This is a genomic window from Embleya sp. NPDC050154 (genome assembly GCF_044460165.1).
Lineage (GTDB): Bacteria > Actinomycetota > Actinomycetes > Streptomycetales > Streptomycetaceae > Embleya.
The window spans coordinates 160238-183601 of sequence record NZ_JBITJP010000022.1 but is presented as its reverse complement, the minus strand read 5'-3'; the positions used below and the strand labels follow the sequence as shown (position 1 = coordinate 183601).

The 23364-nt window shown below is 70.9% G+C and carries 24 protein-coding genes and 2 pseudogenes; 10 read left to right on the top strand and 16 right to left on the bottom strand.

The window, feature by feature from the left end:
- Positions 1–545 precede the first annotated feature (545 nt).
- The 5 genes and pseudogenes from ACIBSV_RS36850 to ACIBSV_RS36830 all read right to left on the bottom strand — a co-directional run bounded on the left by ACIBSV_RS36850 (position 546) and on the right by ACIBSV_RS36830 (position 6046).
- The gene (locus ACIBSV_RS36850) at positions 546–1553 is read right to left on the bottom strand and encodes a PQQ-binding-like beta-propeller repeat protein (protein WP_395870973.1); all 1008 of its coding nucleotides are present in this window, start codon (positions 1551–1553) and stop codon (positions 546–548) included.
- Between the two features lie 1242 nt (positions 1554–2795).
- The gene (locus ACIBSV_RS36845; RefSeq protein ID WP_395870971.1) at positions 2796–3341 is read right to left on the bottom strand and encodes a hypothetical protein; all 546 of its coding nucleotides are present in this window, start codon (positions 3339–3341) and stop codon (positions 2796–2798) included.
- 471 nt (positions 3342–3812) lie between these two features.
- Positions 3813–4397 carry a hypothetical protein gene (locus tag ACIBSV_RS36840; protein ID WP_395871009.1) on the bottom strand — a complete coding sequence of 195 codons (585 nt, stop codon included), beginning with the start codon at positions 4395–4397 and terminating at the stop codon, positions 3813–3815.
- 304 nt (positions 4398–4701) lie between these two features.
- A pseudogene (locus ACIBSV_RS36835) lies at positions 4702–5139 on the bottom strand (integrase core domain-containing protein); the annotation flags it as partial.
- A gap of 472 nt (positions 5140–5611) precedes the next feature.
- A complete protein-coding gene (locus ACIBSV_RS36830) occupies positions 5612–6046 on the bottom strand; it encodes an Hsp20/alpha crystallin family protein (protein ID WP_395870969.1) in 435 nt (144 codons plus the stop codon).
- 144 nt (positions 6047–6190) lie between these two features.
- On the opposite strand from ACIBSV_RS36830, the gene ACIBSV_RS36825 reads away from it, so the two are divergent.
- Entirely contained in the window at positions 6191–6832 is a 642-nt protein-coding gene (locus tag ACIBSV_RS36825; protein WP_395870967.1) for a type III effector protein, read from the top strand.
- Between the two features lie 163 nt (positions 6833–6995).
- Here the strand turns inward: ACIBSV_RS36825 and ACIBSV_RS36820 are convergent, their stop codons facing one another.
- The gene (locus ACIBSV_RS36820; RefSeq protein WP_395870965.1) at positions 6996–7265 is read right to left on the bottom strand and encodes an HGxxPAAW family protein; all 270 of its coding nucleotides are present in this window, start codon (positions 7263–7265) and stop codon (positions 6996–6998) included.
- A gap of 701 nt (positions 7266–7966) precedes the next feature.
- Complete coding sequence (locus ACIBSV_RS36815) at positions 7967–9658, bottom strand: hypothetical protein (RefSeq protein WP_395870963.1); 1692 nt, start codon at positions 9656–9658, stop codon at positions 7967–7969.
- Between the two features lie 909 nt (positions 9659–10567).
- On the opposite strand from ACIBSV_RS36815, the gene ACIBSV_RS36810 reads away from it, so the two are divergent.
- Complete coding sequence (locus ACIBSV_RS36810; RefSeq protein WP_395870961.1) at positions 10568–10888, top strand: ArsR/SmtB family transcription factor; 321 nt, start codon at positions 10568–10570, stop codon at positions 10886–10888.
- A gap of 57 nt (positions 10889–10945) precedes the next feature.
- Here the strand turns inward: ACIBSV_RS36810 and ACIBSV_RS36805 are convergent, their stop codons facing one another.
- Both ACIBSV_RS36805 and ACIBSV_RS36800 read right to left on the bottom strand, forming a co-directional pair.
- Complete coding sequence (locus ACIBSV_RS36805) at positions 10946–11299, bottom strand: arsenate reductase ArsC (RefSeq protein ID WP_395870959.1); 354 nt, start codon at positions 11297–11299, stop codon at positions 10946–10948.
- Complete coding sequence (locus ACIBSV_RS36800; RefSeq protein ID WP_395870957.1) at positions 11194–12027, bottom strand: low molecular weight phosphatase family protein; 834 nt, start codon at positions 12025–12027, stop codon at positions 11194–11196. The genes ACIBSV_RS36805 and ACIBSV_RS36800 overlap by 106 nt, the downstream gene beginning before the upstream one ends.
- A 61-nt stretch (positions 12028–12088) precedes the next feature.
- Between ACIBSV_RS36800 and ACIBSV_RS36795 the strand changes: the two genes are divergently transcribed.
- The 3 genes from ACIBSV_RS36795 (at position 12089) to ACIBSV_RS36785 (ending at position 14606) form a co-directional block, all read left to right on the top strand.
- The gene (locus ACIBSV_RS36795) at positions 12089–12400 is read left to right on the top strand and encodes an ArsR/SmtB family transcription factor (protein WP_395870955.1); all 312 of its coding nucleotides are present in this window, start codon (positions 12089–12091) and stop codon (positions 12398–12400) included.
- Entirely contained in the window at positions 12400–13494 is a 1095-nt protein-coding gene (arsB, locus tag ACIBSV_RS36790; RefSeq protein WP_395870953.1) for an ACR3 family arsenite efflux transporter, read from the top strand. The genes ACIBSV_RS36795 and arsB overlap by 1 nt, the downstream gene beginning before the upstream one ends.
- Before the next feature lie 329 nt (positions 13495–13823).
- Positions 13824–14606 carry a sulfite exporter TauE/SafE family protein gene (locus tag ACIBSV_RS36785; RefSeq protein WP_395870951.1) on the top strand — a complete coding sequence of 261 codons (783 nt, stop codon included), beginning with the start codon at positions 13824–13826 and terminating at the stop codon, positions 14604–14606.
- Between the two features lie 36 nt (positions 14607–14642).
- On the opposite strand, the gene ACIBSV_RS36780 is transcribed toward ACIBSV_RS36785, so the two are convergent.
- Genes ACIBSV_RS36780 through ACIBSV_RS36770 form a run of 3 tightly spaced genes read right to left on the bottom strand, consistent with a single transcriptional unit; the run spans position 14643 to position 17557 of the window.
- The gene (locus ACIBSV_RS36780) at positions 14643–14786 is read right to left on the bottom strand and encodes a hypothetical protein (protein WP_395870949.1); all 144 of its coding nucleotides are present in this window, start codon (positions 14784–14786) and stop codon (positions 14643–14645) included.
- Positions 14783–16030: an MFS transporter gene (locus ACIBSV_RS36775; RefSeq protein ID WP_395870947.1), complete on the bottom strand. Its 1248-nt coding sequence runs from the start codon at positions 16028–16030 to the stop codon at positions 14783–14785. Before ACIBSV_RS36775 ends, ACIBSV_RS36780 begins: the two co-directional genes overlap by 4 nt.
- 39 nt (positions 16031–16069) lie before the next feature.
- The gene (locus ACIBSV_RS36770) at positions 16070–17557 is read right to left on the bottom strand and encodes an FAD-dependent oxidoreductase (protein ID WP_395870945.1); all 1488 of its coding nucleotides are present in this window, start codon (positions 17555–17557) and stop codon (positions 16070–16072) included.
- A gap of 105 nt (positions 17558–17662) precedes the next feature.
- Here ACIBSV_RS36770 and ACIBSV_RS36765 point away from each other — a divergent pair, with 105 nt between their 5' ends.
- Positions 17663–18037, top strand: a complete 375-nt coding sequence (locus ACIBSV_RS36765) for an ArsR/SmtB family transcription factor (protein WP_395870943.1) — start codon at positions 17663–17665, stop codon at positions 18035–18037.
- Between the two features lie 201 nt (positions 18038–18238).
- Positions 18239–19084 (top strand): annotated as a pseudogene (locus ACIBSV_RS36760) (NAD(P)-binding domain-containing protein); the annotation flags it as partial.
- 42 nt (positions 19085–19126) lie between these two features.
- Here the strand turns inward: ACIBSV_RS36760 and ACIBSV_RS36755 are convergent.
- Complete coding sequence (locus ACIBSV_RS36755) at positions 19127–19480, bottom strand: ArsR/SmtB family transcription factor (protein WP_395870941.1); 354 nt, start codon at positions 19478–19480, stop codon at positions 19127–19129.
- 74 nt (positions 19481–19554) lie between these two features.
- Between ACIBSV_RS36755 and ACIBSV_RS36750 the strand changes: the two genes are divergently transcribed.
- The gene (locus ACIBSV_RS36750; RefSeq protein ID WP_395870939.1) at positions 19555–19734 is read left to right on the top strand and encodes a hypothetical protein; all 180 of its coding nucleotides are present in this window, start codon (positions 19555–19557) and stop codon (positions 19732–19734) included.
- Positions 19735–19774: 40 nt separating this feature from the next.
- Entirely contained in the window at positions 19775–20245 is a 471-nt protein-coding gene (locus ACIBSV_RS36745; RefSeq protein WP_395870937.1) for an ArsI/CadI family heavy metal resistance metalloenzyme, read from the top strand.
- A gap of 627 nt (positions 20246–20872) precedes the next feature.
- Here ACIBSV_RS36745 and ACIBSV_RS36740 read toward each other — a convergent pair.
- The 3 genes from ACIBSV_RS36740 to ACIBSV_RS36730 all read right to left on the bottom strand — a co-directional run bounded on the left by ACIBSV_RS36740 (position 20873) and on the right by ACIBSV_RS36730 (position 22041).
- On the bottom strand, positions 20873–21097 hold the full coding sequence (locus tag ACIBSV_RS36740; RefSeq protein WP_395870935.1) for an aldehyde dehydrogenase family protein: 225 nt from the start codon (positions 21095–21097) through the stop codon (positions 20873–20875).
- Positions 21060–21428 (bottom strand): aldehyde dehydrogenase family protein, encoded by a 369-nt coding sequence (locus ACIBSV_RS36735; RefSeq protein ID WP_395870933.1) that lies wholly within the window; start codon positions 21426–21428, stop codon positions 21060–21062. The genes ACIBSV_RS36740 and ACIBSV_RS36735 overlap by 38 nt, the downstream gene beginning before the upstream one ends.
- A gap of 241 nt (positions 21429–21669) precedes the next feature.
- Positions 21670–22041, bottom strand: coding sequence for a MerR family transcriptional regulator (locus ACIBSV_RS36730; RefSeq protein ID WP_395870931.1), 372 nt, complete (start codon positions 22039–22041; stop codon positions 21670–21672).
- Positions 22042–22111: 70 nt separating this feature from the next.
- Between ACIBSV_RS36730 and ACIBSV_RS36725 the strand changes: the two genes are divergently transcribed.
- The gene (locus ACIBSV_RS36725) at positions 22112–23338 is read left to right on the top strand and encodes an MFS transporter (RefSeq protein ID WP_395870929.1); all 1227 of its coding nucleotides are present in this window, start codon (positions 22112–22114) and stop codon (positions 23336–23338) included.
- Positions 23339–23364: the final 26 nt, after the last annotated feature.

Genomic DNA, 23364 nt, shown 5'->3' with positions numbered 1-23364 from the left:
GCAGGCCGGGCACAGGTTCACCTCGTGTGACCGTGCCCGGCCGTTCACGTTCGTCGGACACAAGGCATCGCGGATCGGCGCCGGGGGGGGCGGCGCCCTCGAGTACGCGGAAACGGAGGGAAGCGCGCACGATGACGACGGCCGACCCTCGCAAGCGTCCCGAACACCGACGCCCGGCCTGCCGGCCCGGCACCGGTGGGAGCTTCGTCCGTGCTGTGGAGTCTCAACGCCCGTGGCAAGAGCCGGTCTTCTGACCAGCGACTTCTTCGCTGTCTCCCGGCGATGGCACGCCGATTCAGTCTCAGAGTCGTGGCATATCCTCAGCCGCTTCGCACATCCGGCGAGCTGCGGCCTCCGACCTGCGGTGTTCTTCGACTCGGCGAGATCGTCACCCCGCCGAGCCTGCCCGGGTGCACATCGACCTGCACACGCGGGACCGGAAAGGCGAGGCCGTCCAGCCCAGGCCGGGTTCGCTCCCGAACCGCAGCGGACGGCCCGCACCGGTAACGTCCCTACTCACACCGCCACTTCGAAACCGTGGCACGTCAGCCCACGCGGGTCCGGAAGACGAACACCCGGGTACCGGTGACCACCAGGGCATGGTGCGCGCCCAGCGGCAGTGGCTCTTCGTCGACGTCCAGGTCGCGGGCCATGACCTGCTTGCTGCGCACGTCGAGGGCGATCGCGGTACGAGCCCGGGTCCGTCCGTACAGGACGCCGCCGACGATGCTGTACGGGGTGAACGCGACCTCGTCGTCGTCCTGTTGCCACAGGGTCCGGCCCGATGCCGGTTCCCAGGCGGTGCTTCGTGCACCGTCCGTATCGGCACCTTCGCCGCCCAGGACCACCAAGCTGCCCGTCGGGTCGGTGACCAGGGCGGAGGACGACTTCGGGGAGGGGCCTGTGGCGGTCAGCGCACCGGTGACCGGGTCGTACAGGCCCACGAGTCGGCCGGAAGGGTGCTTCATCCATGCGATGACCAGCTTGCCGTTCACGGTACCGATGACATCGGGCGCGTAGGTGGAGCGAAGGTCTCGCGGGTCGGTGTTCGCAGGTGTCTCCACCGTGTCGGTGTCCCATCGCCGCGCGCCCGTCGAGGCGTCGAACGCGACGAGCCTGCGGTGTCGTTCCAGGGTGTCGTCCTTGACGTCCTCGAACTTGAAAATCGTGCCCTCGACCAGGATCGGGCTCTCGCCCGCGCCGACGACGACGGCCGTGCGCCCCCTGGTGGAAAAGGAGCAGTCGTCGCCCGGCTCGCAGGTGAAAACGCGGCCGGGGCCCGTGTCGTCGGCGCGCCGCACCTTGACGGAGGTGTTCCTCACGCCGGTGGGTTCGATGATCCAGCCGTCCTGGACCCGTGCCTCGCCCCCACCGGGAAGTTCCACCGCGCCGATCCGCTCGCCGCGTTCGTCCCAGGCCTGGACGGTTCGGAAGGAAGTTTCCTTGGTGAGGCCGTCGGAGGGGACGATCCGCTCTCCGCGCACGACGATCGCCGGCTTGCCCAGCCAGGTCTCGCCCGTGACGACGCCGTCCAAGGTCAAGGTCTTGCGCACGTTCCCTGTGGTGATGTCGCGCAACTCGACGGCAACGCCCCCGCCGCTTCCGGGATCCGATGGGCCCGGTGTGTCGCCGGGAACACGCCTGGAGAGTGCGAAGACGACTACGGTTCCGGACCCCAAGGCGAACATCGGCGGACTCGGCCGAGCCGCGTCCTCGTCGGCGAGTTCCGTGGACCACAAGGGCTTCGCCTCGAGACCCGGCAGCGTCGGCCCCTGGTAGGCGGATTCGGTATGCGCCTCCGAACGATCGGGTCAAGCGTCTCCGGGCCCGCGCCCGGAAGAGGAGGTGCAGGCGGACGATATCGCGACCAGTGCGGTGCCGAGCACCGCCGCAGTGACCGTTCGAACGACGTAACCACGCATCACACCGCCGGAATTCGATCTCTCTCGTCCGTGCCGAACGATAGATCGTGGCACCGAACGAGCCAAGCGACGACCGGTCCGTGAACCGCACCAACGCGCAGAACCGGTTCCACTTCCGGGGATACCGACCGGATTCGGATGTAGGCGTGTTCGGGCCGTCGGGGGACTTGGTCGACAGCGTCGTCACCCCGAGCGTCTTCGCCGATCAGGCATGCGTTGGCCCCGACTGATTCGACGGCGCGCTCGATGTCGCAGAGGCGTGGCGTGCGTAGGTCTTTGGCGTGTGGCTGCGAGACAAGGACTCGTCAGTCACAGCGGGAGATTCCGCTTGCGCCGTTCATGGTAGGCGCGCAGAAGTACCGCCTGTCGGTGGCGACGTTGCTGACCCAGTGGCCGACGCATCCGGCAGCGGCTGTGCGGCTGTGATGCCGGCAATACGTAAGTGCGGTGAATCGAAGGGCCCGTTGACGTAGGAGACCCGGAAGTTCGGCTGGAGGGACGCGTAGTCGTTGCTGTCGAGGATCCGGGCCTCGGGAATGTCGTGACAGCATGGCATCGCGCTTGGCGGTGACGGCCGATTGTGGGACGGCCTCAAGATGGGCGATCCATCGTCCCCTCGGATACGACGACGCGGGGTCGGGTCGGGCGGGGCCGGGTCGGTCGAGAAGGCGCTTGCGGGTGGCGCGGACGTCGTGCCCGTGGCGGTCGGAGTCCCGAGCGCGTGCGAACGCGGTGATCGCGGCGGCGCGCCGGCAAGCTCCGCTGAGGCCGCCACGCTGGTCACTCCGAGACCAAGTAGGCGACGAACGCCTCGATCGCACAGGCCGGTTCGTCCGAGTCGGTGTGTGGGAAGCACGTGCGCAGTGGGCCGCGTCAGGGCCGGCTCGGGCGCGGCCGGACGGGTCCGGGGCCGGGCTGTGTTCCTTCGCGCTGCTCGACGAGGAGGGTGTTGAGTGCGGCCCGCAGAATTGCCGTGTCGACGTCGAGCAGAATCGGCAGCTTCACGGGCGGCAGCGGGCCGGCGGCGCCGGCGCGTTCGACCAGCACGTAGCTTTGCGGTGCCCGCCCCGCGGCGATCCCGGTCCGGAACTCGGCCACGTCCTCCCACGCCACGACGCGCCGCCCGCGGACCGCGATGCCGTCCGCGTCGACCCGCAGCCGCACGCGCGGCACGACCAGCCAGACGATCCACACGACGACGGGCACCAGCAGCACCGCCATAACCGGGACGAGCACCTTCGGCGTGTCCGGATTCGGACTCGCGAACGACCCCGCCATCGCCGCGAGCAACGGCATCGTGCAGCCGGCAATGGCCGCGAGCGCCTTCGTGGAGGTCCGCGCTTCGAACGCGCCGTAGCGCCGAACGCCGTCGACGACGCGACGCATTGCTTGCCATTCGTCCAGCGGGCTGCGCTCCATGCGGCCACGCTAGCGGCACCCTCAGATCTCCCCCCGTCGGTCCCCGCTCGCCCGCCCCCTTGGTCGCCGACGCCACCTGCTCCTTGAAGCGTTCGATCATCCGGTCCGCAACGCCGAGCCCGACGCACTCGATTCCCTCGCCATCGACCTCGACAGGGTGCAGCGCCACGGCCGACAGCGGTTCGTTGCGCCCGACACCGTCTCCACCGTCGACCGCCTCCGCCTACGATGCGCCCGTCTGCTCATCGACGGACACTGCATCGTCGACCCCCAGGCGCGCACCCCGACCATGACGCCGAACGGCACGACGCGGGTCCGCGCGCTGGAACAAGGGGAACTGGCTGATTCGTACGCGACGCGGGCCGCCTCTCGGCCTGGCCGGGGTCGATCTCGAACACCGACCGCCCTCCGGTCGTTCAAGGCGCGCAGGGGCTCGCGTTGCAACCCATGCGTCCTCGGCACGCCGCCGCGTCACCAGGCGCGGGCCACCCGCAGCAGGATCACGTCGTAGTACGAGTAGGTGTTGACGTCGTCCATGACGATGAGCTCTACGATGAACTCCGGCCGCCGCCACAGGGCCGTGCGGTCGCTCTGTTCATCGGGCTCCTCCTTGTCCGGCTCGCCCAGCTCGGCGGCCACGAGGGCGCGGAGTCGGACGTACTCCGCTTCGAAGGCTTCGCGGCGGGCGTCGGGGAACCGGACCCATTCGGAGGTGTAGTCGCCGTCGAGCTCGTCCTCCTCGTCCTCCTCGTCCTCATCCACCTCTTGGCCGGACGGCGGCCAGAAGAGCGCACACGCAAGCCGCACCCCGACGATCTCCGGCCGGCCGGAGTCATCTGCGGCCTCCAACTCCAGCCGGTAGCCGATCCCGTCATCGGAACCGGTGATGACATGCGGGGCACAGGCCCCGCCGAACCAGTCGAGCACCTCGCCGGGCCGCATCCAGCCGTAGTCGACGAAGCGCTGCTCCACCGCGGCCCGCTCCCACGGAGATTCGGCCAGGCGGAGCATACGTTCGACCCACGTTTGGTTGATCTCCAGAGTCTTCAGCGCCATGCGCGGACGTTAGCGATACGCCCTGACCGCCACAAGGCCGGGCACCCCGCACGCGCCGGCTCTGCTCGTCATCGCCGTGCTGGTCCGCTTCACCACGGGCGGCCCGGGGCTGTTCGGGCAGACCCACAGCGGGCTGCACGGCCGCGAGTTCCGCATCCATCACCGGCTGGGCCGGCGGAAGATACTCGTTGAGCAGCCCTCCGAGGACTTGGCGACGGCATATCCGGTCGAGCCGTGCCGGGAACGCGAGCACGTTCGGGTCGTCGTCGGGGGCACGCAGTTGCAGTCCGTCGCCTTGGTGGCTGCGTCCGGTGTTGTAGTGCTCGACGTACGCGGCGGGGACCGTGCGCAGGTGGTGTTCGCCGGTGACGAGAAGCAGGTCGGTGCATTCGCGTCGCACGGAGGTGATCCGGCGTTCCGCGAAGGCGTTCATGCGCGGCGCCTGCGGCGCGGTGGGCACGATCTCGATTCCGATCGACGCGAATACGGCGTCGAAGGCGGCGGTGAACTTCCCGTCCCGGTCCCGGATCAGGTACGCGAACCCGTGGCCGGCGTCTTCGAGCTCGGCGGCGAGGTTCCGATCGCCCACAGGATCGAGGACGTCGTCGGGAACCGGTCCGCCTGGAGCCGGGCGGCCCGGGTGCGGGTGTACCTGGTGGCGGGCCGGCCTGGGCCCTGGACGCGCGCCCGAGGTGCACGCGCCGGTGAACGGGCCGGTACTGCTCACCGTGCCCGTCCACATCCCCCTCCTCCCGTCCTCCGGTATCCGAGCGGGCGACACCGTCCATCTGTGGCGGGGGGTCGATCGAGGTGCGCCACACCGTCCTTGCCCGCGAGGTCCAGGACCGGCGCGTCACCGTGAACGCGGGACTGGTCACCGTCCTCGCCGCCGGCGGCGGCGGCCTCCAGGTCTCCTACGGGATACGCGACAGCGCCGGGGCCGGCGCCGGCCACTCCCCGAATCACCCGTACACGTCAGCCTCCTGGGACTGTGACGCAACCGGCCTCCTGCCGGGGCCCCGTCCCGACCGAGTGACCTCCCGCCGTCCGCCGACCCGAATCGGCGTCGGCACGACCGGGCCCCGCGGCCGAAGAGGAGCCCCGCCTCCCGGCCCGACACGTTCGCGGCGGCCGACACTTATCAGGGCCGGCGGCGGGCGCCCCGAGAGGCGGTGCGTCCGTCGTCGGCCCCGCAGGGGTGTCGTGGCCCTGCTTCAGGCGGTGATGACCTTGCGGTCGGGGGTGCCGGCGCCGATGGGGATCTTGCGGGGCTTGGCGCGCTCCGCGATGGGGATGCGCAGGGTCAGTACGCCGGCTTGGTAGTCGGCGTCGATGCGTTCGGTGTCGAGGGTGTCGGCGAGGACGATCTGGCGGGAGAAGACGCCCACGGGTCGTTCGGACAGTTCCACCTGTACCTCGTCGGCCTTGGCGGCGGGTTCGCGGCGGGCCTTGACGGTGAGCATGTTGCGTTCGACGTCGATGTCGATCGCCTCGGGGGTCACGCCCGGCAGGTCGAACGCGACCACGTACACCTCGCCGTCGCGCCAGGCGTCCATCGGCATCGCGGTCGGCCGGGAGGCGGCGCCGGGGGCGAGGAGTTGCTGCGCGAGCCGGTCGAGCTCGCGGAAGGGGTCGGTACGCATCAACATAACGAGAACACCTCCGAAAGTTTCGGTCGGTAGCGCCCTGACGGGCTCCCTGGAACCGTTGTAGCATGTCATCGGAAGGATGACAAATACGTGGGTCGTCCACATGATGACGATGCAGGGGACGACGTTGTGAGAGGGGCTCCGGTGAACGCGAACGACCGACCCGACAATCCCGCCGCGGGGCCCGCGTCCTTCCTGGCCGCCGCCGCGGCCCTGGAAGCCATCGACCGAGCCGTCCGCACGGCCCAGGACGGCGAGGCCGGGCCGCCGCACCCGGACGCGGGCCCCGAACAGGCCTTGGCCTCGCTGTTGTTGCTCCGCGAGATCCGGGAGCGGCTCGCCGGATGGGAGAGCGGGCTGATCGAGAACGCCCGCGACGCCGGCGCCAGCTGGGCGGACCTCGCCCACCCCCTGGGCGTCGCCAGCCGACAGGCCGCCGAACGCCGCTACCTGCGACTGCGCCCGGGCCCCGCCGGAACCACCGGCGAACAACGCGTCACCGCCACCCGCGAACGCCGCGCCGCCGACCGCGCCGCCGGCGCCCGAGCCCGCGACAACGCCGCCGACCTGCGACGCCTCGCAGGCCACATCACCGCACTCACCGACCTCCCCGCCGCATCCCGCCCGAGCGTGGCAAGACTGGACCAGGCCCTGGGCCAGGACGACCCCGCCGCCCTGATCGACCCCCTCAACGCCACCCGCCCACACCTGACCGCCGCCCACCCCGAACTGGCCGCCCGCATCCACGCCCTCGTGGACCCACCCGGAGCCGACACCACGACGTGACGGCCCGCCCGCTCCAAGGCGGAGCCGCCGGCGCAACACTCTCCGCGATCCCCTCCGCCCGGGCCTCGTGGCCGCGGACGTGCCGAGACCTGCCGCCACGCGGCGCCGCGGCCTGAACACCGCTGCGGAGCAGGTGCGTTCCACGGATCGGCGGAAAGGTCCCTCAGACGTCCTTGTCCGGGGGCACGGGTCGCTGTGCGGCCCACGTGTCCCGTGTCGCCTCGTCGACGGGCCGGTGGTAGCCGGGAGCCGCCCCGAACCCGAGCACGGACATCACCTTGCCCGCGACCACACCGAGCACGGCTATGCCCACCGCGACGGCGAACAACCACGGCCGTGCGAGGACAACGGCGAACCCCCCGAGGAAGGCACCCACCAGGATCACCGAAATCCCCGTCCACGACGCCGCCGATGCACCATGCTGCGCGCTCATCCGCTTCCCCCTTCTCGATCCCTCGGCCCGGGCTCCCGAAACAACCATCGGTACTCCGATGCGCCCGCCCGAAACCGCCCCGCAAGTTCGTCCGGTGATGCCCTCTACCCGATCCGGCGCGCACCATGTCGGCCGAGCACGAGCCATGCCGGCGAGGCGAAGTCCCCTTCGGCACAGGCCGATGCCAGGGAGTCAAGCCCTAGGCACCCCGCTTCCCGACGCGTCCTCGTCGGCGGTCGGCGCGGGCGCTTCCTCGCGGTGGTCGGAGGCGGTCACGAAGGTGACGCCGTACCCGTACTCGCCCGGCGCCGCGACGAACCGAGCGTCGTCGGCCCCGCTCTCCTCCTCCAGGCGGTGCCCACCGCCCCCGGGCCCCGCTGGTTCGGAGATGGTGGCAGAGCTCCCGCCGACCCGGACCCACTCTCTTCCGGGCCGGCCGGGAACTCTCCCACACTCAGACTTCGGCTCACCTCGACCGCACCGTGGACGATGCCCCGAAATGGTCAGCCGTGGGCTACGGAAGGGCTGCTGCGGCGCAGGCCGCTCCGGCGACGAACGGGTTCACGAACGCAGCTGTGAGTGCGACCCCGCACGCCGCGACATCACCCGCACGAGCATCGACTATTCGATCATCGGTGCCCGGTGGTCCGGGGCCCGATCCGGATGGCCCTGCTCTCCGCAGACACCCGCGCGGGCGGGATTCACTTCGGCCGGTCTCCGCAGAACTTGTGTTCCGCCGCCACGGGGTCGCGGGGGATGCGCAGTGTCGTGCGGTGGTGGGAACCGGCGAGGTTGCGGAGGAAGCGGCTCGGGCTCAGGGGTGCGCGGGTGGAGTCGAGGAGTTCCTTCAGGTCGCCGCACGAGAGCGCGTGCCGGGCGGCGGCCAGGTTCTCGGGGGTGACGCCCGGAACGCCGGGGGGCGGCAACTCGTGCATCGCAGGGTCGAGTTCGAGGGCGAGGAGCCAGACGTCGTCGATGAGTTTGCGGTGGCCCGGCCATTTGTGTTGCCAGCCCGGCGTGTATTCCAGGTGCGCGCCGACGGTGTTGGCCAGGCCCCAGACCTCGACGATGTACTGGTCGAGCGGGACCACTTGGCCGGTGACTCCGAGGAAGCCGCCCGGGATGGATACTCGGGCCGGGGCGTGATCCGGGTTCAGCGGCAGCATCGTGGTGGGCCGGCCATCGGGTCCGAGTCGCACCAGGACGGGACGATTCGCGGCCAATCCCGCGGCCGTCGACTCACGCAGTCCGGGGAACGTGAGGACCCAGTCACGCGTGTGGTCGGCGTTGGAGGTGCCGGTGATGCGGATGTCGCTCTCGCGAACCCGTGCGGTCGTCGAGGCGTCGTGCCCGTGGTAGGCCGCAGGATGCCACGGGCCCACACAGGCCACGGCCCACACCCCCACGAGCGCGGCCACCGGGCTCGTCCAGCGTGTCGCGGGCAGCAGCAACCCGGGCATGAGCGCCAGGAACATCGCCGGGAGCAGCATCCGGGCATGCATGTAGTCCCCGCCGAGGTTGATCACGTAGACCGTGACGACCAGGGCCGACACGATCGGTGTGAGCGGCACCACCAGCTTGCGCCGGTCGGTCCGCGACCGGATCGACCAGGCCGCGAGAACGGCGAGGAACAGCAGGGCCGGCACGTACAGGACGTAGGGCGCGGTGAAGTCCCAGAGGTAGCGCATTCCGCGGCCCGGGTCGCTCGTGCCGGCCTCCTTGGTGAGCGCGGGCATCGGGACCAGCAGGCCGTAGTAGCCGGCACGGAAGACCTCGTACGCGATCGGCAGCGCGCTCGCGGCCGCGATCCGTGCGACGCACGCGCCGCGGCCGGGCCGCGCCACGAGCAACGCACCCACGAGGAACACCCCGGTGACGAGCGCCAGATCGGGCCGCACCAGGACCCCGAGCCCGTACCAGACGGAGTCCGCGCACGCCCGACCCGCGCTCGTCCCGCCGCGGGAACGCACGAGCAGCCACCAGCACCCGGCGAGCCAGAACGTGCCGAGCCCGGTGTCCAGACCGGCGGTTGCGTAGTCCCAGAAGACCGGCACCGCCAGTGGCACCAGCACACCCGCGGGAAGGAGCAACCTGCCCGCGGGCTCCGTGTACAGGCGCCTGGTGGCGTCGAGTGCGACGGCCACTCCCGCCGTGGTCAGCACCAGCCCCGCCATGACCGCGACGAACCCCAGGTCGCCCGGCGTGATCGCGCCGAGGAGAACCAGCAGCCACTGCCACAGCGTGCTCGTATTGGCCTCGACGCGCTCGTCCACGTTCAGCACGGGGCCGTTGCCGGCGAGGATCTGGCGGACGGTCCGCAGGAAGATGACGCCGTCGTCGGCGAGAGCCCGATGCCGCCACCCGAGCACTCCCAACACGATCGTGGGCACCATCACGGCCAACGCGTTTCGACGTCGAAACCGTGCGAGGGGGCCGGGTACCGACGGGTCGGGGGGCTCAGCCGCGGCTTCGTCGATGCCAACCGGGAGGAGCGACGGGTTGGCCATGGGTCCTCGGGTCTCATTGTTGTTCGGACACGGGCTCTCGACCCACATGTGCGGACGGCCCGGTTCCCGGGCCCACCTTGCGAGACGCTAATCGGCAGGCCGGCGGAATCGACTGGGGAAACGCGACCGTTGTTCCGGGACGGCGACGTGGTTCCGGGGATGGTGCTTGGTGTGGGGGCCGAGATGTTGGAGATTGGCCGGGGTGCTTCCATTGGCCGTCCGGGTGACGGCTGAGAAGCCGTCTTCTTACCGAACTTGGCGTCGGTTTACAGGACTTGGATCCTCGGTGGGGTGATATTGCTGCTGTCGGCGCATGAGGGCAGGGCCTCTTGGAATCTCGGTGGCTGTCGAGACCGTACGAGATGTCCGGAAGGCCCTGTTGTCACGGTTCTAACGTGGTTGCGGGAGGCAAGTCCAATCCGTTCCGTCCTGAGTGTGACTGCCTCGCGCATGTGTACGGGAACGCGGGCGGACGCGCGCCGGATCCTGCTCCGTCGCGACGCCGTGTCCCTGCCGGGGTCGGCCGAGTTGCGTGTTCTGCGCGGCGTGGCGGAGGTGTTGACGAGTGTCGAGGCGCGACCGCGCTGGAATCCGTCGTCGAGGTCATCGCGAACGGTGGGCCGATGCACGCACCCGGTCGGTGGCGGCCGATGGCGAGCCGGTTGGGTGACGCGTGGCGTTCCGCCGCCGTGTTGGCCAACCCGGGGGCCTGTTCATCCGGGGCCGGGGTTGGGTTCATCTGTCGTGAGGTCGGATGGTGGACGATGCGGGGATGACGAGAGACCGGGACGGCACATGCCACAGCACGACGGGGCAATTCCCTTGGCTCGTGGGGATGCCGAAGCCCTGGCCACCACGCTGAACGCCGTCGCCGACCCCACGCGCCTGCAACTGTTGAGCCTGATCGCCACGTCCCCCGGCGGGGAGGCTTGTGTCTGTGATTTGTCGGGTTCTCTCGGGTTGCGTCAGCCCACGATCAGTCATCACCTCAAGGTTTTGATCGACGTGGGGCTGCCGACTCGTGAAGAGCGCGGTACCTGGGACTGGTACACCCTCGTCCACGATCGCCTCGGCCTGGTGGGCACCATCCTGAACACGGTGATACCCGCACGCTGATCCGCTCGATGTCCCCTGTCGACGACCCGGCTTCGCCGTCCCGCGTCGGTCGCCTCTTCAGTCCTGTTCCCCGGTGATCTCGGTGATGAGGGTCCTGATGCGCTTCTCGATCTCGTCGCGGATCGCGCGGACGGCGTCGACGCCTTGGCCGGCCGGGTCGTCGAGGGCCCAGTCGAGGTAGCGCTTGCCGGGGAAGATCGGGCAGGCGTCGCCGCAGCCCATGGTGATGACGACGTCGGAGGCTTGGACGGCCTCGGTGGTGAGGACCTTGGGGGTCGCGTGGGAGATGTCGATGCCGACCTCCTTCATCGCCTCGACCGCGGCCGGGTTGACCCGGTCACCGGGGATCGAACCGGCGGAGCGGACCTCGATGGCGCCTTGGCCCAGGTGTTCGAGGAAGCCTGCGGCCATCTGGGAGCGGCCGGCGTTGTGGACGCAGACGAACAGCACGGAGGGCTTGTCGGACATGGCGGGGTCCTTTCGGTAACAGGTGTGGAGCCGGACGGCCAGGAGTGTGGCGTGGCGGTGGTCGTGCGCAGGTCGGTGAGGAGTGCGGTGACGCGGGTGTCGATCTCGTCGCGGATGGTGCGGACGGTCTCGGCCAGGCCGCCGCCGGGATCGGCGACGGACCGGTCCGCGTAGCGGCGGCCCGCGATCGGGGGCAGGGCGTCGAGGCAGCCGAGGCTGATGACCACGTCGGCCGCGGCCACGACCTCGTCGGTGATCGCCTTGGGGAACGCCTGGCCGACGTCGATGCCGATCTCGGCGAGCGAGGCGACCACGGCCGCCTCGACCTCCGGGCCGGGTGCGGTGCCCGCCGACCACGCCCTCGCGGCGCCGTCGGCGTGCCGGTTGAACAGGGCGGCGGCGATCTGGGAGCGCCCGGAGTTCGCGGCGCACACGAACAACACGCGCGGCTCGCGGTCGGCGTTCGCGGTGTGCGCGAGCGCGTCCAGGCGCTCGGCGGCGAACCGCTCCGCGAGCAGCGGCAGATGCTTGGTCACGGTGGCGGCCGCGGCCAACGCCTCGCACGAGGCGTACAGCACGGATCGCACCGTCGTCGCCGAGAACACGCCTGCGTACGCGGTGGTCAGGCGCCGCTCGCCGCCGGCCGGCAGGGCAACGAGGGCGCGGGGCATGGCTGGGCTCCTCGGATCGGGGGTTCGCTTTCCGCGTCCCACACCAGTAACGTATCAGTCCATGATGATGTCAGTCGATGCTGATGTATTGAGGGTGCTCGCGGACCCGCTGCGCCTGCGCATCGTCTCGCTGCTCGCGGGCGAGGCGCTGTGCGTGTGTCACCTGATCGAGGAGACCGGCGCGAGGCAGACGAACCTGTCCAACCACCTCAAGGTGCTGCGCGAGGCCGGCCTGGTGGACACCGAGCCGTGCGGGCGCTTCGTCTACTACCGCCTCAGGCCCGAGGCGCTCGACGTCGTCGCCACCGCCCTGGGGGATCTCGCGGCCACCGCGCGCGAGACCGCCGCGAACGCCCGGAAGAGGCCCTGCTGATGACCGCCACCGACAGCCCGCCCGCGACGGCGGACGGCTCCGCCGCGATCGTCGGCAAACTCTCCACCCTGGACCGGTTCCTGCCGGTGTGGATCGGCCTGGCCATGGCGATCGGGATCGGCCTGGGCAAGCTGATCCCGGGTCTGGACGACGCGCTGTCCAAGGTCGAGATCGGCGGCATCTCGCTGCCGATCGCGCTCGGCCTGCTGCTGATGATGTACCCGGTGCTGGCGAAGGTCCGCTACGACCGCCTGGACACCGTCACCGGCGACCGCAAGTTGATGGCGTCGTCGTTGGTGATCAACTGGATCATCGGCCCGGCGATCATGTTCGCGCTGGCCTGGATGTTCCTGTCGGATCTGCCCGAGTACCGCACCGGCCTGATCATTGTCGGGCTGGCTCGCTGCATCGCGATGGTGATCATCTGGAACGACCTCGCGTGCGGCGACCGCGAGGCCGCTGCGGTGCTGGTCGCGCTCAACTCGGTCTTCCAGGTCGTCATGTTCGGCGTCCTGGGCTGGTTCTACCTCGATCTGCTGCCCGGATGGCTCGGATTGGGCGACGGGGAACACCTGGACGTGTCGTTCTGGAAGATCGCCGTCAACGTGATCGTCTTCCTCGGCATCCCCCTGCTGGCCGGATTCCTCACCCGCCGCCAGGGCGAGAAGGCCAAGGGACGCGACTGGTACGAGACGAAGTTCCTCCCGAGGATCGGGCCGGTCGCCCTGTACGGGCTGCTGTTCACCATCGTCATCCTGTTCGCGCTCCAGGGCGACACCATCACCAGCGAGCCCGGCGACGTCGCCCGAATCGCCGTGCCCCTACTCGTCTACTTCGCCGTGATGTGGTTCGGCTCCTACGCCATCGGACGCGGTATCGGCCTCCCGTACGACCGCACCGCCACCCTCGCGTTCACGGCGGCGGGCAACAACTTCGAGCTGGCCATCGCGGTCGCCATCGGCACCTTCGGTGTCACGTCCGGCCAGGCCCTCGCGGGCGTCGTCGGCCCGCTGATCGAGGTGCCCGTGCTGGTGGCCTTGGTCTACGTGTCGCTGGCGTTCATGCGGCGCGCGCGAGAGTCCTCGTCCGTGTGACCTTCCGGATGGCGGCCCGGGTGCTCCCCGCGCCCGTGCCCCCACCGCGAAGCCCTCCCCCGAGGGCCGCCGGAAAGGTCGGCAGCCGCAGGCGCCCGGCTTGTCGGCGCGGATGATCGCCGAGCTCATCCCGTCGGTGATCTCGTGGGTCGGCAGTGCCGCGGGTCGACCGGCTAGGCCCGACCGGAACGTTGCGCCTGCGCCGCACCCGACGGCGTTCGTGCGGGCCGCGCGGTGTGCGGCCGACGACGTGGCCCTGCCCGTCCGGCGCCGTCGGGCACGTTCGATACTGGCCCGGGGAATCCGGGTGGTTCGGGAAGGGGCCGGCGTTGACGTGGTCCGGCGGCCTGCTCGGCTTCACCGCGGGCATGCTGATATCGGTCGTGACCGCCCCGGTCGGTGTCTCGGGCGCGGTGTTCCTCCTGCCGGTACAGGTCAGCGTGCTGGGGGTGCCGAGCCCGGCGGTGACGCCGACGAACCTGCTGTTCAACGTCGTTGCGGGGCCCGGTGCCCTCGCGCGATACCGCAGAGCCGGGGCCTTGGGCGGGCCCCTTGCCCGGCTGCTGATCCTGGGCAGCGCGCCGGGGGTGGTGATCGGCGCCGCGGTGCGGGTGTTCGCCGTTCCCGGGCCGAGGGTCTTCCGGCTGCTGGTCGCCGCGTTGCTGCTGCCGCTGGGGGTCTGGTTGTGCTCGCGCACGCTGCGTCCGGCCCGCGCTCGAACCGCGGCGCCGCCCTCGCCGCGGACCACCCTCGCGCTCGCGCTCGGCGTCGGGACGGTCGGCGGGATCTACGGTATCGGCGGCGGGTCCATTCTCGGGCCGATCCTCGTGGGCCGCGGGATGCCGGTGGCGGTCGTGGCCCCGGCCGCGCTGGCCTCCACGTTCGTCACCTCCCTGGTCGGCGCGGGCACCTACGCCGCCCTGTCCGTGGTCGCGCCCGGCGACGTCGCCCCGCAGTGGCTGCTCGGTCTGGCGTGCGGACTCGGCGGATTGATCGGCGGGTACCTCGGCGCGCGCCTGCAGCCGCACGTGCCCGAGACGGCGCTGCGGCTTCTCCTCGGCGCCCTGGCGGCCGCCGTCGGCGTCCTGTACGCCGTCCAGGGCACGCGCTGAGCCCTTCCGCCTCCGGGCGCCGCCCGTCGGCCGGCCTCAGGCGTTGCGGGGTGCGTACATGATGACGCCCTGATCTGCCTGATCGGCGTCGCCGTAGACGTCCAGGACGCCGCTCGCGCGGGCGGGCGTCATGCGGGTGACGGTGACCGTGGGCGCGCCGGTGGGGGCGATGTCGGTCACTGCTTCTCCGGATCGGTGGTGGGGATGCTGCCGACGGCGAGGAGGGTGCCGGCGACGGCCAGGACGGCCAGGACGGCAAACATGTGCGGGTAGCCGCCCAGGGGTTCGGCCAGGGCGGCTCCGGCGAACGGGGCGAGGGCGGAGGCGGCCATGATCGGCGCGGCGAGGATCCCGGACAGGGCGCCGTAGGACGCGGTGCCCCACCGGTCGGGGATCGCGGTGGCCTGCAGGAGGGTGGTGATGCCGCGCGCGGTGCCGGCGAGGACGGCGACCGAGATCAGCAGCCACACCGGGCCCGGCACGAACGCCAACACGATCGTGGTCGCGGCGGCCGTGGTCAGGACCCAGGTGGTGCGGGTGCGCACGCTCGTCGAACGGGCCAGGGCGGCGTAGCCCAGGCGTCCGGCGACCTGGCCGACGCCGCCCAGCCCGAGTGCCCAGGCGGCGAGGGTGGTGCTCGCGCCGCGCTCCGTCAGGAGCGGGACGAGGTTGATCATGACCGCGTACATCGCGAAGCACGCGATCGTCAGCGAGAGAACCAGGAGCACGAACGGGCGACTGCGCACCACCGACCGCGTTCCCGCGTTCGCATGGGCCCGCGCCGCATCGGGGGCGGGGGCGGGGGCCTTCGGCCACGGGCGGCGCAGGATCACCGCGTGGACGGGGATGGTGACCCCCGCAAGGATCAGGGCGAGGACGAGGTAGACTCCGCGCCAGGAAAGGTGGTCGGCCAGCGTCGCGGTCAGTGGGGCGAAGACGGTGCCGGCCAGGCCCGCGACGAGGGTGACCGTGGTCAGCGCGGGGACGTGGTTCGGGGCGTTCCAGCGGGTGAGGGCGACGAACGCGGGTTGGTAGAGCACGGCTGTCATCGCCGCCCCGGCGAGCAGCCACGCGGCGGTGAAGCACCAGATGTTGGGAGCGGCGGCCACGGCGATCACGGCCACCGTCGCGAGGACCGAGCCCAGGGTCATGGCGGCGTGGGGGCCGCGTCGGTCGAGGACGCGGCCGAGCGGGATGCCGCCGACGGCGGCGACGATCAGCGCGGCGGAGAACGCGGCGGTGGTGGCGGGCGGGGACCAGCCGGTGTCGTCCTCGATCGCGCCCGCGAGGACGGGGAAGGCGTAGTAGAGGATGCCCCAGCTGGTGATCTCGGTGACGCACAACCCGATCAGGACGGCGCGCAGCCGCGGCCGATGCGGATCCTCGGTCGCGGCTGCGCGGGCGGTGCGGGTGGGTGCCGTCACCGGCGCCTGCTCTCGGCGCGGCGCCGGCGGTGACGGGGGTCAGGCATCGGCGCGCTCGGCGTCGCCCGAGTAGCCGTGCACCCGCCCGGTCGCGAACCCGACCCCGGCACCGATGGTGACCGGTTCCGGGGCGGGTGTCCCGCAGCACGACGCCGCGACCGGCTCCGGCTCGGCGGCCGGGGTTCCGCAGCAGGAGGCTTCCTCGACGACCGGCTCCGGAGCACACGTCGAACCGCAGCCGCCGCCGGCCTCGTCCTCGCCGGGCAGGTTCGTGGAGCACACGCCGGTCTCCGGGAGTTCCAGGTGCACGGTGTCGGCGGCCTCGCGGTCGCCGGCGAGTGCGGCGGCGATCGAGCGGACCTGCTCGTAGCCGGTCGCCATCAGGAACGTGGGGGCGCGGCCGTAGGACTTCATGCCGACGATGTAGAAGTCGGTCTCGGGGTGGGCGAGTTCGCGTTCGCCGTGTGGGGGCACGGTGCCGCAGGAGTGGAAGTTGGGGTCGATCATCGGCGCCAGCTTCACCGGGGCCTCGGTGCCCGGGTCCAGTTCGACGCGGACCTCGCGCAGCATGTCCGGGTCGGGACGGAAGCCGGTCGCGGCCACCACGGTGTCGACGGTGATCTCGCGCCAGCCGTCGGGAGTGGTGCCGGCGACGGTCACGCCCTGCTCGGCTGGGGCGAAGCCGGTGATGGTGAAGTTGCGGACCAGGGTGATCGCGCCCGCCTCGACCGCCTGCTTGACCCGGGAGCCGAGCGCGCCGCGCGCCGGGAGCCCGTCGGCGTCGCCGCCCCCGTACAGCCGCGCCACCGACGCGCCGCGCACCACCCACGTGATCCGGGTGCCCGGTTCGGCGTCGGCGAGTTCCACCAGCGAGAGCAGGGTGTTCGCGGCCGAGTGCCCCATGCCGACGACCAGGGTGTGCCGGCCGGCGAAGCGGTCGCGGTCACGGCCCGGAACGTCGGGCAGGGCGCCGGCGATGTACGGGGCCGCCTCGACCTCCCCGGGGGCGAGCAGTCCGGACTCCCCCAGGGGGTTCGCCCGGCCCCAGGTGCCGGACGCGTCGATCACCGCCGCCGCCTCGATGTCCTCGACGCGACCGTCGGCGCCGGCGACCCGCACGAACAGGGGGTGGGTGTCGCGGTCGATGGTGCGGGTCTTGTCCACGCCGCGCCGCGCCACCGCGATCACGCGGGTGTTGGTGCGGATGCGCGGCGCGAGTTGCTCGGTCGCGGCCAGTGGGGCGAGGTAGGCGTCGACCAGTTCGGCGCCGGTGGGCAGTTCGCCGGCGGGCGGGGCGGTCCAGCCGGTGGGCTCCAGCAGGCGGCGGGCGGCGGCGTCGGTGTCGTACTCCCAGGGCGAGAACAGCCGCACGTGCCCCCACTCGCGGATCGCCGCGCCCGCGGCGGGCCCGGCCTCCAGGACCAGGGGGTCCAGGCCGCGCTCGATCAGGTGGGCAGCGGCGGCCAGGCCGATCGGGCCGGCGCCGATGACCACGACCGGGCGGGTCTGCTGCTGTGGCGTGCTCATGGCAGGGCTCCTCGAACGTTCGACGACGATGATTGCTCGACAACAAACGCAACTGTAAACAGCAAATACTGTTGATAGCAACATGTGCCGTGGTTCAATGGGGTCATGACCAACACGCTCGACGTCCTGCTGATGGACCCCGCCGTCGGCGACACCGCCGCGACCCGGGCACACACCCTCGCCCCGCTTCTGAAGGCGCTCGGTGACGAGAACCGGCTCACCCTGGTGCTGCTGTTGGCCGAGCGCCCGCACACGGTGCGCGAGCTGACCGACGCCACCGGCATGGGCCAGACCCTGGTCAGCCACCACCTCGCGCCCCTGCGCGAGCAGGGCCTGGTGACCGTGACGCCGCGTGGGCGGGCGAACGTGTACGCGCTGTGCTGCGAGGCGCTGGTCACCCCGATGCGCCTGCTCGCCACCCTCGCCTCGGCCAGCCCCGAGGGCCTGGACGCCTGCCGCACCGGCGCCGACTGCGGCTGACCCTCGCGCCTCAACAGTTGGAGTCGCCCCGCATCCGGTGGGCGGGCAGCACTGGATCAGGTACGCCTTTGAGCGCGTCCAGTCGCGGTGCGATGCGCTCGGGGTCCGCGCGGTAGCGCACCGCCCGACCGTCGCGCACCGACACCAGCGACCCGCCGCGCTTGATACGACAGCCTCACGCTCTTCTCCCCGGCACGGTTCTCGTCCCTGCCCGGCGCCCCGTTCCCTGGCGATCCGGACCGCTACCCCACCCGCGACGAGGTCGTGGAATACCTCCGTGCCTACGCCGCCCGCCCGGACGCCGACATCCGCACCGACACCCGGGTCACCGCCGTGACCCACGACGGCGACGCCCTTCTCGTCGAAACCGAGGGCGGCGCGCGACTGTCGACGCCGAGGGTGATCGCCGCGACCGGAGGCTTCGGCCGCCCCCACCTTCCCGCTCTCCCCGGCCTGGACGTCTTCGAGGGGCGGGTCCTGCACGCCTCGCACTACCGCAACCCCAAGGACTTCGACGGCATGCGGGTCGTCGTCGTGGGCGGCGGCAACTCGGCCATGCAGAGAGCCGTCGACCTCGCCGACGTCGCCCGCGTCTCGCTCGCGACGCGAGGCCCGTTGAAGTGGGCCAGGCAGCGTGTGCTGGGCCGGGACCTGCACTGGTGGCTGGGGCACACCGGCCTCGACATCGCCCCACTCGCCAAACAACTCGGCGGCAGGACCATGGCGGTCATCGACGACGGCCGCCATCACGCGGCACTCGAGACCGGGAACCCCGACCCGCGGCCGATGTTCGCCCACCTGACCACGAACTCGATCGTATGGGCCGACGGCCCCGACGAACGCCTCGACGCCGTCGTCCTGGCCACCGGCCACCGCCCCCCTGGACTACCTCGACGCCGCCGGCGCCCTCGACACCGACGGCCTGCCGCTGCACGACAAGGGCGTTTCCACCACCGTCCCGGTCTCGGCTACGTCGGCCTGGAATGGCGGCGCAGCCTGTCCTCCGCGAGCCTGCGCGGCTCCGCCCGCGACGCCGCCACGTCCTGAACCGACTCCGCGAGACCGTGCGCCGACCGGGCCCGTGTCGGGTCAGCCCGCCGCGAGCACGCCCGCCAGCATCGCGAGCGCCTGCGGATCGATTCGGTAGTACACCCACGTGCCCCGGCGCTCGCTGGTCACCAGCCCGGCCTCGCGCAGCTTCTTCAGGTGATGGCTGACCGTCGGCTGGGACAGGCCGACGTCCGGCAGGTCGCACACGCACGCCTCGCCGTTCGCGTGCGAGGCGATCGCCGAGAACAACCGCAGGCGCACCGGATCACCCAACCCCTTGAACATCACCGCCAGGCGTTCCGCGTCCGACACTCCCAGCGCCTCGCGCACCACCGGCGGGCAGCACGCCGCCCCGCTCGACCCGACCACGTCCAACCCCAGAGACTTCGACATCCTTCGATATTGACAGATGACGAATCAAGAGCCAAACTCTCTTGTATCGACAGACGTCGATACAGGAGGTCGTCGTGAACGCCGTCATCGAAAACGCCCGCCGCACCCTGGACGCGGCCCGCGCCCACCGCCGCGAACGCCGCCTGGGCGACGTCGTCCTGCCCGAGGGCACCGGCGAGCTCTGCGACAACCGCTGCCGCGCCCGGGCCCACCTCGACCGCACCGGCGCGTCCGTGTCCGCGTACTCCCGCTGAACCGCCCACCCGACCACCCCGCACCCACCGGAGGATCACCATGTCCCGCGTCCAACTCGCCCTGCGCGTCGCCGACCTCGAAGCCTCGATCGCCTTCTACACCAAGCTCTTCGGCACCGAACCCGCCAAGCTCCGCGAGGGCTACGCGAACTTCGCCGTCGCCGAGCCGCCGCTCAAGCTCGTGCTGATCCAGGGCGAGCCCGGCAACGACACCGTCATGGACCACCTCGGCGTCGAGGTCGAAACCACCGACCAGGTCACCGCCGCCACCGATCGCCTCGCCGACGCCGGCCTGACCACCCGCGAGGAGAACGACACCACCTGCTGCTTCGCCCTCCAGGACAAGGTCTGGGTCAGTGGCCCGGGCAACGAACCCTGGGAGGTCTACGTGGTCAAGGCCGACGCCGACACCATGACCAAGGCACCCGACAGTGCTTGCTGCACCCCCATTGCTGACACCCCGGCAGGGGTCGGCGCGGGCGAACAGGTCACGAGCGGCTGCTGCGGCTGAGGCCAAGGCGCACAGGTCACGAGCGGCTGCTGCGGCTGAGGACCAAGTGGACGGGCTCGGCGTCGGTGCAACGCAAATCCCGCGGCGCAGCGGCGGGCGACACCGATCGAGCGGCCACCCGCGGCGGCCACTCATGCACGATCGCCGGACCCGCACACCTGCCGGAACGGGGCGGGGCGGGGCAGGCATCGCCTCGAACCGTCGTCGACGACGATTCCCGCCCGCGAACTCCTCTACGGACAGCCGAGCATCAGCTACCATCTCGGCGCGTTGGAGGCGCGGACGAACGCTCGACGTGGGATCACGCGACGAGTCGGGCAACGTCGACCCGAACCGTTCGCAGCACGCTGCGAACGGTTCGTCGCCGAGGCGAGGTTTCGCCGGTACGGCGAACTCGCCGACAGGTGCTCGACGAAGCCTCGCAAGGAGGAGACCGCCTTTCGGCGGGCATCCTGGGCAGTGCTGCACCGCGCCGCCACTACGAACCGCCCTCACGCCTACACGCGCCCTCGCCGTGTCGGCCACCCTGTCGTCCCCCGCTCACGGCGGCCGGCGGAGCGCGGCCTGCAGTCGCGCCCGCCGGCCGCCGTGAGTCAGGACCCACTCGGTGGACACGGTCGCGGGGCGTCAGGTGGTCTTGTTCATCACGTGCTTGATCCGGGAGTAGGAGTCCAGCGCGTAGACCGACAGGTCCTTGCCGTACCCGGAGTGCTTGAAGCCCCCGTGTGGCATTTCGGTCGCGTACACGCCGTGGCAGTTGATCCACACGGTGCCGGCGTCGATGCGCTGGGCCAAGCGGGCACCCGTCGCCGCGTCACGGCTCCACACGGACGCCGCCAGGCCGAAGGGCACGTCGTTGGCCAGTCGGATCGCGGCGTCCTCGTCGGTGAAGGGGCTGGACGGTGAGGACCGGGCCGAAGACCTCGTCCTGCACGATCGCGTCGCCCTGGCGTACGCCGGTCACCACGGTCGGCGCGAAGAAGAACCCGGGCCCGGGGGCGGGCGCGCCGCCGGTGACGACGCTGGCGTGCTCGGGCAGGTCCTGGAGGTAGGCACTCACCCGGGACAGGTGGGCCCGGCTGTCGACACCATGACGTCCCGGCGAGTTGTCGTCGCCGTGCCGCGGACCCCGGCAGGTCGACTGCGCCACCCCGGCCTCGCCGGCCTTGCGTGACGGGCTCACCCGGCAGATGCCGACCGGATCGGTGATCGAGGGACGTGTTGCAGCGTGCCCAACGACATCACGGCCTCGGCTGCGACGGCGCGCGGGGACGCCCGCACTACTCGGTCACGAACCGGTGCGTTGCGTACAACCGCGACCAGGCGTTTGTGACGAACCGGAGTCTCGACGTACGACATGGCATTCCCTCCCGGTCGGATGACCGAGGTTTCGTCGTGCCCGGTCCGTTGTCCGAGGCGCGCCGTCAGCTTGCCTCGGCATCGACACCGGCTGCGCGGAGGTAGTCGCCGACGGCCGTGTGGTTCTTCGTGAGAACTTCGATCTTCTCGGCCATGCGATCGCGAACCTGCTCGAGGGCGGCAACCATGTCCGGCGTCACATAGGGCATGTGAATCGTCCGAGGGCTGTCCAGGCACGGCAGGATCTGCCTGATGATCCTCGTCGGCAGGCCGACGTCGAGCAAACCCCTGATCTGGCGGACCCGATCGACCACGTAGTCGTCGTAATCCCGGTATCCGTTGTGCAGACGCTCCGACACGATCAGATTCCGCGCCTCGTAGTAGCGCAACATACGCACCGGCGTACCCGTGCGCTTCGACAGCTCACCGATCCTCACGTGCGAACCTCCCCCTCTAACGGTGCAAGTCATCGATTTGACCCTGACATTAATGTCATCCGTTGATCGTATGGCCATGCCAAGAACGGATCGCACCACGTCGATTGCCACCCCGGGCCCACGGTTTCCCCTCGCGGGGCTGCTGGCACTGGGCACCGCAGGACTGATCACCCTCCTGACCGAGACGATGCCCGCCGGAGTACTGCCCGCGATGAGCCACGATCTGGGGGTGAGCGAGTCGGCAGCCGGTCAGACGGTCACGGCCTTCGCCCTGGGGGCGCTGCTGTCGGCTCTCCCCCTGACGCGAGCGACCATCGGATGGCCACGCCGACACCTGCTGCTGTCCGCGATCTCGGGATTCGCCGTGACCAACACGATCACGGCCCTCTCGCATAACTTCCCCCTCACGCTTGTGTCCCGGTTCATCGGAGGTGTCGTCGCGGGACTGCTCTGGGCCCTGCTCGCCGGGTACGCCCGTCGCATGGTCGCCCCGCAACAACGCGGCAGGGCCATGGCAATCGCGATGGCAGGCACTCCCGTCGCACTCTCGGTCGGTGTACCCGCCGCCACATTCCTCGCGAAAGCCGTCGGCTGGCGTTACGCCTTCGGACTCACGACCGCAGCCACCCTGGCGCTGATCGTCTGGATCATCGCCACCGTGCCCAACTTCCCGGGACGGCCCAAGGAGTCCCGGCCCCCGCTCGCCCGAACTCTGCGCATCCCCGGTGTCGCCCCCATACTCCTCGTGACGTTGACCTTCGTGCTCGCGCACAACACCCTCTACACGTACATCGCACCTTTCCTCGACTCGCTCGGCATGGCGGACCGGGTCGACGCCGTCCTCCTGACCTTCGGGCTGCTGTCGTTGGCGAGTATCTGGATCACCGGCGCACTCATCGACCGGCACCTGCGCATCCTCATGATCACCAGTTGCGCCCTCTTCGCCACGGCGGCTCTGCTCCTGGGAGTCTTCACCGGCTCCCCCGTACCGGTCTTCGTCGGCACCGCCGTGTGGGGGCTCGCGTTCGGCGGCACGGCGACTCTGCTTCAGACCGCTGTCGCCGAAGCAGCCGGTGCGGCCGGGGACGTGGCCCAATCCCTGCTCGTGACCGGCTGGAACACCGGCATCGCCGGCAGCGGCGTCCTCGGTGGACTCCTGCTCGGCGGACCCGGAGCAAGCTACCTCGGCTGGAGCGCCCTCGCGCTTTTGCTACCGACTCTCGCGGTCGTCGTCGGTGCACGCAGGAACGGATTCCCCGCGCACGCACTCCACCACACCGAAACGACGCCAAGATGAAACCACCCTTCTCGAAGGTGATCGCG